The sequence below is a fragment of the Methylomicrobium lacus genome, assembly GCF_041897535.1.
GTDB lineage: Bacteria > Pseudomonadota > Gammaproteobacteria > Methylococcales > Methylomonadaceae > Methylomicrobium > Methylomicrobium lacus_A.
In genome coordinates, this window is the sequence record NZ_CP169217.1 from 2,734,177 (window position 1) to 2,746,183 (window position 12,007).

Sequence of the window (12,007 nt, forward strand, 5' to 3'; positions counted from 1 at the left end):
TCAGGTCGAGTCCAGATAGGGAAACAGATACAGGGTGGAAAATACGAACAACCAAACCACATCGACAAAATGCCAATACAAGCCGCCGATCGTGACGGCGGCATAGCGTCGGTGATCGAAATAGCCGAGGGCAATCCAGATCAGCAAGATCATTAGAATCACGAGACCCACAAGCACGTGCAGCATGTGAAATCCGGTAATCGTGAAATACAACGAGCCATACAGATTCGTTGTCATATCGAAAGTTTTCTTTTGCCATTCGGTGAGCTGAATCAGCACGAAACCCATGCCGAGCATCAATGCAGTCGCCATCGATGCCAGGCTCCAACGGGGCCTGCCGGACGCCAAGCAGCGCTCGCACAGCCAAACGAATACGCTGCTGGTGAGCAATATGACCGTATTGATGCCCGGTATCAGCAGAATAGGCAACCCTGTAGGCGGCCAGTGCTGTTCGGTTTGCGACGCCAGATAGAAATAGGCAAACAAGAGATAGCCGAACAGCGAACCTTCGGTGACGATCAGCGTCCACATGCCCCACCAGCCGCCGGATCGCTTGCCCGTTCTCACTCTTTCAGCCATAATCGCCTGCCTCGGCGTGCTCGCTGCCCGCTATGCGCTGCAGCAGGATTTCTCTCGGCCACAGCCAGGCCATCAGCGTCAGGCCGGACGCCAGGATCATCAGCACCGTGAACTGCCGCCAATCCAGCAGCAAACCGGTAAATACCAAGGCGCTAAACAGACCCAGAAAAAACGGCGCATAGGAGTCGTCCGGCATTTTGAGGATGATGTCCGGTTTGGCGTCGAGCGGCGTCGTGCCGATCGTTTCCCGGCCCTCCATCAGTAAATACCCTTCATTCAGACTGGTTCGGCTTTCACCCTCGGCCAGCCTGTCTTCCCATAGCGGATGCCGACTCGCGACCAACGGAATGACCGCAAAATTATAGGCCGGCGGCGGCGAAGGGGTCGCCCACTCTAGGGTCGGCGCGTCCCAGGGATTTGCCGATGAGACAGAGCCGCGCCGCAGACTCACTGCCACGTTGACCAGAAAGATCAAAATGCCGGCCGCAAACATGAACGAGCCGATCGAGGTCACCAGGTTGACCGTGTTCCAGCCCATATTCGGTGCATAGGTATAGATCCGCCGCGGCATGCCGAGGAGTCCTGCCAGATGCATCGGGAAAAAGCCCAGATTAAAACCGATGAACATGACCCAGAAGCTCCACTTGCCCAGGGTTTCATTCATCATGCGGCCAAAGAATTTGGGAAACCAGTAATAGATGCCGCCCACGACCGGAAAGACATTGATGCCGATCAACACGTAGTGCAAATGCGCGACGACGAAATAAGTTTCGTTCAGTTGAAAATCGAGCGGCACCGCCGCGGTCATCACGCCGGAAAGCCCGCCGATCACGAAGAGCAGCACAAAACCGGCAAAAAACAGAAACGGCGTGTTGAAAACCGGACGCCCGAGCCAGATCGTTGCGATCCAGGCGAAGACGGCGACCGCGCTCGGAATCGAAATCACCATGCTGGTCGCGCCAAAAAACGACATCGCCAGCGTAGGCAAACCGGCGGCGAACAAATGATGAATCCAGACGCCGAAACCGAGCAGCATGGTCGCCATCGTCGACAGCGCCACCGCGGAATAGCCGACCAGCGGGCGCCGGCAAAAGGTCGGCAGCGCGTCCGAAACGATGCCCATGGCCGGAAGCACGACCGCATACACCCACGGATGGCCGAACATCCAGAACAGGTGCTGCCAGAGCATCGGTTTGCCGCCGTTGATCACGTCGAAAAAATGCGTCCCTGCATTGCGGTCCAGCCACAGTAGAAAAAAAGCAAGGCTGACCGAGGGCACCGCAAAGATATTGGCGACCGACGCGGTCAGCGTTCCCCATACGAGTATCGGCACCCTATCGATCGACATGCCGGGCGCGCGCATCCGGAACAACGTAACGACAAAATTGATCGAGCCGACGGTCGTCGAAATGCCCAGCAGGACCATGCCGAGCGCATACACGTCGATATTGGGTCCGGGGTTGAATTCCAGTCCTGCGAACGGCACATAGTTGAACCAGCCGGCATTCGGTCCCTGTCCCAAGGGAAAGCTTGCATAGAGAAAAATGCCTGAAAACAGGAATATCCAATAAGAGAGCGCATTCAGGCGTGGAAACGCCATATCGCGTGAGCCTAGCATCAAGGGCCAGAGGTAATTGGAAAAACCCGACAGCACCGGCAGAGAGTAGAGAAAAATCATCGTCACGCCGTGCATTGTGAACAATTGATTGTATTGATCCGGCGTCAGCAGGGTCTGATCCGGACGCGCGAGCTGCAGCCGCATGATCAGCGCCTCAATGCCGCCCATCAACAAAAAAATAAATGCAGTACCAAGATAGCGCAGTCCTATCTCTTTATGATCGACCGTCGATAACCAGCCGCGCCAGCCGGGTGCCGTCTCCCAAAGTTCGGCGAGGCGCCTTTCGGCGGACGAGCCGACCGGCGCGCAACCGATGTCGGGTATGCGTTCGAGTCTTTGATCGGACGGCTTTGGCGCAACATCGGACATGGGCGGTGCTCCTAGTTGAGGGTCGATAAAAATGCAGACAGCGCGGCAATCTCGCCGGACGATAGCGCAAAGCTGGGCATGCGCGCTCCCGGTTTGAGTTCCTGAGCATGGGTAATCCATTTGATCCGGTTTTCTGGCGTATTGGCCAATAGTCCCGCGGCGATCAGGCGACGCGTTGTCAGGTGCGTCAAATCGGGCGCATGCGCGCCCGCGGCCCCGAGGCCCCGGATCGAATGACAACCGGAACAATGCGTCATAAAAAATTCTTTGCCTGTATCCACCTCAAGCGCTGAAGACGGTGCCGCGTCTCTTCTCTGCTCGTCTAGCCATTTTCGAAAATCGGCCGGATTTTGCGCGACGATCTCGAATCCCATATGCGCATGTTGCAGGCCGCAATACTGCGTGCATTGTCCGCGATAGATTCCCGGGACATCGGCCTCGAGCCACTGCCGATTGACCAAGCCGGGAATCATTTGGGTTTTTCCGGCCAACAGCGGCACCCAAAAGGCATGAATGACGTCAGCGCTTTTTAACTTGACCAGAACGGGCTCGCCGACAGGGATGTGAATCTCGTTGGCAGTCGCAAAGTAGCGGGCTGCGTCGTTTTCTTCATACTCAACTTTCCACCACCAGTCGTAGCCGGTGACCGTCAGCGTCAGTGCCGGCGTGCGCGTTGGATTGGCGATCGTGTTTAAGGTGATCAGTACATAGATAACGAGCGCGAACAAGATGCACGAAGAGACGCCCGTCCCAATATAAATCCATGCCATGCCCTGATTCTCCGGACCGATTGCCTGGGGATCTTCAACAGTCCGTTTGCGGAGCAAGGCGACGGTCAGCAGCAACGTGATGATCAGGAAGACCGCTGCCACGACAGTCGTCAAAACCCATCCCAAAACCATCGTAGGCGACGAAGCGGGGCCCGCGCTGTGCAAAAAATAATTCAGCGGCGCGGCAGTGTCCTTTGCCAGAGCGATTGGGCTCGAAACGATCGCCAGAACACCTGCGAAAAAAACGTACCTGATCACGGCGCAATATACGCATCCGGCCCCGAAACGGTTCATTGGCGTCGATCCGAAGGTTGAGAAATTAGGCTGTTTTGCATAAAACTCTCTTTTATGTCAATGGATGCCTATAACTGACTCCCCTCCAGCGCAACAATCGATCAGCCTGATTGCAGTCGTGCTCAGCGCCGCTGGCCGTAGTCGTCACCTTTTGCGGGCAACTCGCAATGGGATCGCTTTTTTCCAAGGATATCTTGCTACCCAAAACCCAATACGCTGGGGTAAACTTTCAGCCAATTAGAAAACACACTCATGGGATAGTTCAGGCCGAGACCGGATTAATTAGCCGCAACAGATTGGAAAATCCTGCAAGCAAGCTTACATTGCTATCCATCCGACCGCATACATCATCATGTGTAGGCGATTATCAGTTCTGCGATCCGCTTTTTGTTTCGGAGTAAAACCACATCTGATAAACGCTGACCAGGATTTGCATGCCCATCGAGAGGCCCATCAACGCGCCACTGGCTACGACCACGTAGGCAAAAGCGGGAAAGGATTTGGTGACGAACCAAGACATCACGTCCAACAGCATCGCGGCAAAAGGAATGACGACCGCGATTCTTTTTACAATCACGTTCATGTCGCAAAGTAGAAAAATCTTGCCGATGAAATACAGGATGAAGGCAATGCCGAACAGGTGGATATGCGAAACCCGGATCAGAAAAGGCAGCGTCGCGCCGCCGGCATGGGCGACTTGCGCGACGCCCGCGTAATGGGTCAAATCAGGCAATGACGGATTGACAGCCGGTGTATGGCATTTGATGCAGTCGCGGTTTAGGATCGGCGCGATGCGTTCGTTATATTCCGCTTCCTCGGCGCCATTTTGTATCCATTGCAGTATCACATCCTTATCGCTTTTATATTTCAAGTTCGGTTCCATGATGCCCTTGATCGCGGAGCCCAGGCGGGTCTGGTCGTGCGAGCCGTGATAATTAATCATCACGTCGTCAATCGATAAGCCGGCCTTGCCGTCGCGTCCCTGATGCGTGTAATACATATTCGCGAGCGCGACCAGGTAACCGATTCCAATGGTCAGCAAAAACGCGGTATTCAGAATTCTTTCGCTGATCGAAATATCTCTGAAGCGTCGATAAACCCCGGTGCGCCGGTCACTTTCGGTTCGGTTAATATAAGATTCTGCCATGATGAGCCTCGATGTGACGAATGTGCGGATAAATAAGTTTTTATGCGAGCTGCGCCATTGGCTGTTTCATGGTCGATGGTCGAGAAAAGCCCGGCGTAGGGATTTTTTCAGATGACTATCTGAAAAAAATTATGGGTAATAAAAAAGGCGGCTCGTTCCGACGTCAAAAACCTGTTGACGTCGGATATGGGCGAAAAGTAGGTTTAGAAAATCAGCCAGCCGTTCAAGAATAACGTGTTATTGCTGCTCGCGTTTCTGCCCGAGCCGTCATAGTTGTACTGGGCGCCGTCAAATTTGGTGTAACCGGTATATTGCAAGGCGAAACGCAAGTTCAGCCAAGGCGAGAGAGTCGAGTCGGATTTACCGAAAGGGACATAATCCAGTTCGGCGATGAAACCTTCGCTATTCGGTTTCATCGCTGTGTTGCTCGCATAAAGCAGCGTATCGTGTGAGCCGGTGGTTCTGAAGTAGCCCAGATTGACGCTGTAGGTTTGATCGTAGGTATAGGAGGCATTCGAATGCAGGGAAAACAACCGATTGTTCATATTCGCGGCGTTTCCTCCGGCCAAAAAGCCAGAACCAAGCTTTTGATCCTCCCGGATGTAAGAGGCTTTATATTCGAAGATATGCTTGCCGGAGCCCAAAAATTGATAGTTCGCATCGACACCCAAGTCCGAATATTCGTTCAGGCCCAAAGAATGATCGCGGCCCGGAACGATATTGGCGCGTAAACCGAAGGTTCCCAGGGAGAAATAATGACCGCCGAGCTGATGTTGCAAGGCGATCCGCCAGTAGGGGGCGCCGCCGTCGATTTTATCCGCGGTCGCCGATTCCGCGATGCCGACATTGCGCTGAAACTGGGTCGAAAACGAAGCATAGGCGCCGGCTTCCAGATAGAGCAGATTGTTCCACATCATGTAAGCGGTTGCGCCGCCCGAATTTTGCGCCAGACCGCCTTCGATCAGCGTCGATGCGCCGGGCGTGTTGGTCAGTTCGGATGACGCGTAAGGGTAGCCCCACACCGGGGTGGTGTTCCATAAGTCCTGGGTGGTCGGACTGTTGTTGAAGGATAAGCCGTAAACAAAGTCCTGATCGCCGAGTTTCACTTTATCGGACAAACGGATATCGGTGTTGTCAAGCTCCAGAATATCTTCAATGCCGTTATAGGTTAACTGGACGAAGGCTCCCAACTTGGAATACACCTTGCCGGCATAAAACAGGCTGGCTTCATCGAAGGAGGCGTTATTGTTGGTATGATGGCCGGGGGGCGCTTCCGGCAGCTTATTGTCGAGATGCGTGAAAGAGCCGACCACCATCGCGCTGATCGGCGGCAGTTTCGAGTTGGCATCGGAGCCGGTACTCATCGTGTAGCCGTTCAGCTTGAAATCGCGGCCCATCGGGGTCAGATTCGGGCCGAACGATTGGGTATGGCAAGCCGAACACGACATGCCGGTTTGACGCGCGAAACTGGGGACGGCCTGCGCTTCATGCATCGAGAATGACAATGCTGTTGACAACATCAATAATCCCGTTAGAAAGTAAGATTTCGCCCTTACGAAATCAGATCTGCTACCAGGCACTACGAATAGCCCAACCATAAAATCTCCCATTAAATTAATTCCAAGGATCGCAACGTGATACGGCACAATTTGTCGTGCCTTTGCTGCATGCTCCATCGTCGGCTGCTTACCTCGACCGCCGCAGCCAAGCCGGCAATAAGGTTTATGCCGGGGTGAGAGAGCAAGGCCGCTTCGGTATATAAACCACAATTCATGCCAACTTTTCCTGCACCCTGAAATTGGCATAAACCCTTGTTAATACACCTTTACCTTATAAATAAAAAGGAATTTGAAGTGGATAAGGGATGGGGTCCCGGTTCATATGCGCCGGGATGGGGGAAATAAACCCATTACGGCCGCGAGCGTAAGAATAAGTTCGATGCGTGGTTTTTGAGTTCAAACTATTAAACGCGGCTATAAAAAGGGCGGTCGGAAGAGGCGTAAATACGACATTGGCGGCAAGGCAAAGAGGCTAGTAAATCTGGGCTATAAACACCGATTTAATAGGGTTTTTTCACCCATTAACCCCGCATGTTCTGGCTAGATTCGACGAATGATTCTCCTGAAGCGTGATTTTTTGAGCAAATTGCGGGAGGGAATCTTATGGCACGATTAATGTATGTCCTTATTGTCGGGAAATCGTTTTCGACATCCACGACAAAATCGATAACCCAATCTGGAATCGATTCACATAAGCTTGCATTATCCAGGAGTCATTTATGTTAAAGATCATTGGCGCACTATTCATGGCTACCACCATCTCTTTTTCCGCATTTGCCGCAACCGATCAGGCGGCTGCAAAACACGAAGAAGCCGCCAAAGCTCATGAGGAAGTTGCGCAGCACCACAAAGCGGCCGCCACACAACACAAGGCCGGCAAACATGAAGAAGCAAAGAAGCATGCTGAGAATGCCAGCAAAGCTTCAGAAACCGCACACATGAAAACCAAGGAAGCCGCCGAACACTCCGCCAAATAAATAAGCAACGCCCCTTACCCCTGGCAGCGCATTGTCGTTGCTGGGGGGCTTTTTCAGAAATGCCCGCCTTGCTGGAGAGCGTGTTTAGCGATTACAAATAGCTCAACCAGGCAACATGCCGGTAGCGTTGCTTGATCCGCATAAAGACAAGGCATAAAGGATACAGCAGCACGAGCGCTGCCAGCCATACGCCATAGACCGCCGGCAAATCGTAGCCGTATTCGGGCGCGGGCACCGCCGGAAAAGGATGGGCGACGGAACCGGCAAACAGCCAAGCGTCCGGCAGGCCTCTCAGATGGGTCACGGCCAACGCCGCACCATGGATCAGGTAAATGTGCAGCAGATAGAAAAATAACGGCACCTTGCCGACGGTCAGCAAGGGTTGCCGGATGAGGCGCAGCGAGCGGCTCTCGAACAGGGCCAGTCCGATAAACATCAGACCCAGCATCATCAGCAAATACAGCAACGAGGGCGGGTATTTTTGAAAATTCACTAGCGAAAATAGCGTGAACAGCCCGTTTTTTTGCGGCGCCCAGGGCTGCGGGTCGCCGTACAGATTGCCTAGACGCAGCAATAAAAACAGCGCGATGCCAAACAGCCCCAGCCAGAACAGGATCGTTTGCCGGTTCGGCTCAAGAAACACCGGGCCCAGGCAATAGCCTGCGGCCATCACCCCGACCCAGGGAATCAGCGGATAGAACAAATTCAGGGCATGGCCGGGCCAATATTCGATCGTGCCCGGCTGATGCAGGAAAATCCATAGCCAGCCCGAAAGCCGGGTGTTATCGGCAGGTATACCGTCGAACGCATTATGGCCGGCGATCAGCAGCACGGCAAAAACCGCAGTCGCCCACCGCGGCAGCAAGACCAGAACGGCCAGCGCGAGCATCGACCAGCCCAGCGCCCAGATCACCTGGCCGATCGCATAACTGTAATCCCAATTGAATGTCCAGCCGAAACGCACCAGCGTCAACTCCAAGACGACCAGCCACAGTCCACGGCTGGCGAGATAAACAGAGAGCTGTCCTGGCGTCAGGCTCTTGCGGTGGGTGGACAAAAATGCGCCGGCGCCGGCCAATAGCATGAACGTCGGCGCGCAGAGGTGGGTGATCCAGCGCGTCAGAAAATAGGCGGCGTTGGTCTGGCTTAGATCGACCGGATCAAACGGTGCATTAGAGAAATAATCGCGGGTATGATCCAATGCCATCAACACCATCACAAATCCGCGCATCATGTCGATTGATTCCAGGCGGTGCATCGAGGGGCTCATTCGGTTGACCTGCAAACAAGGGGAGAATAACTGGCTGGCGACGCGTAATCATACGAATATTCAGCGCCGAATTAATCTGATATGTTACCAAAGTTTAATTAATTTGGAGCTCTACGCTATGCATAAAATGATGATTTTCAGCATTATTTTATTGGCGCTGGTCGCCTTGACCGCATGGGGAATCCTGTCGGCTGCCACGCCCGAGGAACTGGAGGGAAGGATTGTCGAGCTGGAATCCCAGCTGGCTCAGATGAAAGAAAAAGTCAGCGCGTTGGAGTCGAAATATCATTTCGAAGCGCCCATTCTCGTCGACGCCAACGATCAGATCGTCGGCACCGTCGTGCGTGAACAAGCCGACAGAATCAACCTGCTCAGTACGCAAGGCTATGCTTTTTCGGTCGATCATGCAGGCAAAATCACGCCTAAAGTGATCCGCTATGCGAATCCGATCTGCGACGGTGAACAATATATCGCCAAGCAAGATGATGCTGTGATGCCGAACGGCCAGGAAAACAGCGCGATGCCCGGTGAAGTGTTCACCTCGGGCGGCAACAACCTGACCACAAGCGATGATCTGTATTACGTGCCTTTCACCAGCAAGGAAACAAAAATTTTAGAAAGTTATTATAAGGCCCCATCATCCTGTAGTTTTGGCGGCGAGGTGACCGTCTATCCGGTTTCTCTGAACGACCCTTCTGTCACCGATGTGGAGCGTATCGATTATGCCCTGCCTCTGCATATTACGGTGCCGCAGCAATAAGCGAGGATTTAGTCGCGCTGATCAACGCATTGACGCCGTCCCGATAATGCAGGCTGACGTTTTGAAAGCCGATCTCGGTCATGGCGTCCAGCGCAGGCCGAAGGCGCATGATGTGCTCTTCGGACTCATCGCTGAACAGATGCACGATCCACTGTTCCAGAAGATCGATGCGGTTCATTTCGGTAAATACCCGGAAATAGGCCTTGACCTCTTCCTGGGTATTTTTGAGATGCTCCGCCGCATCGTCGACCGCATAACGGTCGCCGTTCACGAACAGGCCGCCCGGTTTGAGCACGCGCAACACTTCCTCCAGCACCCGCCGCCGGTAGCCGTGCAGAAAATTATGCACCGCATAGGCGCTGGCGACGATGTCAACCGAGGCGTCAGGCATTTCCCGCAAATGCGACAGTGCATCGTTTTCGATCAGCCGCAGCCGCTTTGCCGCCAGCGCCGCGGCCAAATTTTGCCGAGCCTGCGACAGCATCGCGGGCGCATTATCGACGCTTTCGATCAACACATCCTCGCGGCTCGCCAATAGGCAGGCGGTAGTGATGCCGGTGCCGCAGCCAATTTCGAGCAGATGCAATTGTTCCAGAGGGTAGGGCGGCGTCCAGTCGCCGACACATAGACCGACACGCCGGCTCAGATCCGCCGCGGCCGGACAAATCCGCTTCAGTATCTCGTATTCTTCCGCAATCGCGCCTTCAAATAGATGCTCTGCATGATGTTTTGAAATCATTGTTTTAATGGGACTCGGCTTGCAAGGTTTATTAGTTTACAGGAATCTACTTCGTGCGGGGCGGTTTGTCAAACAGGGGCGGCCGCTTGTCGTAGTTGTCGCGGCATCAGCACGGGCTTTGTGCCGAGAAAACGGCTAAATCATTGATGCATTGCACAAATGTATGGTATACAGGAAGGATTGACCACGCTTAAGGGGCTGCCGATGACATGATGAATATACATTACGATCGCTTAATATAAGTACAATAATCGAAAAAGCGGATCGGCAGGTTGCACCCAGGGACGGAGAGTCCTTGCGCAATCCTTTCGCTATTGAGGAAAACCAAGAGAGCCTAAAAAAACTAAAGTAGAAAACCGAAAGGCCGTTCGCGAAGCCCTGGCTTTTTGAGAGTTTATTTTCTGGGCAGATACCTTAAATCGATGTGTAGGGTATTGAAGAATAAAAAATAAATACCCCAATCCGCTACACATGAACGCTCGTTAAACTGAGGAAATAGTTATGCAAGAATACTTACCCATCATAAAAACCATGCTATTGGAATGGGCGCAACTGACGCTTGCCAACCCGTTGTATGCGGCCGCCTTGGTCATCGCCACGGCTTTGCTGGCGATGATTATTGGCAGCATCAAGAGCATTCCCATCAAAAGAAAAGCGGCCGCCAGTGAAAAGGCGCGTGTCGAACTGTCGAATGACCTGGCGCAGTCGCAACAACTCGCGGCAGGGCTGCAAGAGCGTCTGGCGCAGCGCAATCAGCAGATTGCGGGCACGGTGCAAGCGTTGACCACGGGCTTTGATCTGGGCGAACAGGCGCTGCCTGCCGGCGAAGACTCGGAAGCCGACGCGTTGTGGCAGCAGCATGACCGGGTGCTTGCACAACTGGCCAGCCATTTACGTTCAGAGCAACAGGCCAAGGCCGAATTGCAGCAATCCTATCAGGCGGAAATCGGCAAGCGCGTTGAAAAAGAAGCGGTGGCCGACGCCCTGCAAAATACGCTGGCCGAGAAAACTCGTCAGATAAGCGGCCTGGAACAGCAGAGCGCCGAAATTCTCGAAAAATACGCCGCCCAATCGGCACGGCTCGCGGAACTGGAACAGCAATCCGTGGAATGGCACAATACCAGACAAAAATTGGAATTGCTGGAAGCCAAGCTGATCGCGAAGGAGGCCGAGTTTAGCCAGTTGCAAATCCGGGCCGAAGCCCAAAAGGCGGCCGAATTGATCCCGCCGCCAATCCAGGCAGAGCCGCGTGCGGAAGCAGAAGCTATCCCTCTGCAAACCCCTGCCGAGGCCGTTGCGGCAGCCGAGTTAATCCGGCCGGAAATCCGGGCGGAAGCCCCCAAGGTAGTCGAGCTCGTTCAACCTCCAATCCAGGCGAAAACCGAGCCGGTCATGCAGCCGTCGGCACCCGCGGTGGCGGAGGCGATTCCAGCGCAGGGTAATCAAACGATAGTACTGCCCGATTGGGAATACGAGCCGGAGGCCGTTGCCGCATCTGTTTCGAATGCGCAGCCGGCGAGCGCGGCGGGTGGCGGCGTAGCCGGCAAACTCAAAAACCTGTTCGGCAGGTCCAAAGCGGAGCCCGTTGCCGCCGCGGCGCCCGCAAGCGAAATCGCTCCGGCTCCTGTCGAAGCAAAAATTCAGCCCGAGACGGTGGCTCAGGCGCAGTCACCGGCCGGATTCTCAGAAAGCCAGATCGGAAAAATCAAGAGCCTGTTTGGCAAGCCCAAGCAGGATGCACCGGCTAAAGAAGCCGCGCAGGCAGCCGAAACGCCCGCGGCCGCCTCTGTGTCCGAATCCACAGATGCCGGCGAGGCTCCGGCGGGCTCAGCCAAAAAGCCGTTCGGAAAAATCAAAAATTTGTTCAGCACGGCCAAATGATCTTCAGTCACATGCCAGGCTTTGTCCGTAGCCAACCCGCTTAA

10 protein-coding genes are annotated in these 12,007 nt (G+C 54.1%); 3 read left to right on the top strand and 7 right to left on the bottom strand.

The window, feature by feature from the left end:
- The 5 genes from ACEPPP_RS12035 to ACEPPP_RS12055 all read right to left on the bottom strand — a co-directional run bounded on the left by ACEPPP_RS12035 (position 1) and on the right by ACEPPP_RS12055 (position 6,297).
- Positions 1-579: a heme-copper oxidase subunit III gene (locus tag ACEPPP_RS12035; protein WP_374086999.1), complete on the bottom strand. Its 579-nt coding sequence runs from the start codon at positions 577-579 to the stop codon at positions 1-3.
- A complete protein-coding gene (gene ctaD, locus ACEPPP_RS12040; protein ID WP_374087001.1) occupies positions 572-2,566 on the bottom strand; it encodes a cytochrome c oxidase subunit I in 1,995 nt (664 codons plus the stop codon). Before ctaD ends, ACEPPP_RS12035 begins: the two co-directional genes overlap by 8 nt.
- A gap of 11 nt (positions 2,567-2,577) precedes the next feature.
- Positions 2,578-3,594 (bottom strand): cytochrome c oxidase subunit II, encoded by a 1,017-nt coding sequence (locus ACEPPP_RS12045; protein WP_374087002.1) that lies wholly within the window; start codon positions 3,592-3,594, stop codon positions 2,578-2,580.
- A 403-nt stretch (positions 3,595-3,997) separates the two neighbouring features.
- Positions 3,998-4,777: a hypothetical protein gene (locus ACEPPP_RS12050; protein WP_374087005.1), complete on the bottom strand. Its 780-nt coding sequence runs from the start codon at positions 4,775-4,777 to the stop codon at positions 3,998-4,000.
- A 203-nt stretch (positions 4,778-4,980) separates the two neighbouring features.
- Positions 4,981-6,297, bottom strand: a complete 1,317-nt coding sequence (locus ACEPPP_RS12055) for a cytochrome C (RefSeq protein ID WP_374087006.1) — start codon at positions 6,295-6,297, stop codon at positions 4,981-4,983.
- A gap of 758 nt (positions 6,298-7,055) precedes the next feature.
- Here ACEPPP_RS12055 and ACEPPP_RS12060 point away from each other — a divergent pair.
- Positions 7,056-7,313, top strand: coding sequence for a hypothetical protein (locus ACEPPP_RS12060; RefSeq protein ID WP_374087008.1), 258 nt, complete (start codon positions 7,056-7,058; stop codon positions 7,311-7,313).
- 91 nt (positions 7,314-7,404) lie between these two features.
- Here ACEPPP_RS12060 and ACEPPP_RS12065 read toward each other — a convergent pair whose 3' ends face one another.
- Positions 7,405-8,583, bottom strand: a complete 1,179-nt coding sequence (locus tag ACEPPP_RS12065; protein ID WP_374087010.1) for a DUF1624 domain-containing protein — start codon at positions 8,581-8,583, stop codon at positions 7,405-7,407.
- A gap of 118 nt (positions 8,584-8,701) precedes the next feature.
- Between ACEPPP_RS12065 and ACEPPP_RS12070 the strand changes: the two genes are divergently transcribed.
- Positions 8,702-9,343 carry a hypothetical protein gene (locus ACEPPP_RS12070; protein ID WP_374087012.1) on the top strand — a complete coding sequence of 214 codons (642 nt, stop codon included), beginning with the start codon at positions 8,702-8,704 and terminating at the stop codon, positions 9,341-9,343.
- Here ACEPPP_RS12070 and ACEPPP_RS12075 read toward each other — a convergent pair.
- Positions 9,324-10,082, bottom strand: coding sequence for a methyltransferase domain-containing protein (locus ACEPPP_RS12075; protein WP_374087013.1), 759 nt, complete (start codon positions 10,080-10,082; stop codon positions 9,324-9,326). The genes ACEPPP_RS12070 and ACEPPP_RS12075 overlap by 20 nt on opposite strands.
- Before the next feature lie 501 nt (positions 10,083-10,583).
- Here ACEPPP_RS12075 and ACEPPP_RS12080 point away from each other — a divergent pair.
- Complete coding sequence (locus ACEPPP_RS12080) at positions 10,584-11,963, top strand: hypothetical protein (RefSeq protein ID WP_374087015.1); 1,380 nt, start codon at positions 10,584-10,586, stop codon at positions 11,961-11,963.
- Positions 11,964-12,007 lie beyond the last annotated feature (44 nt).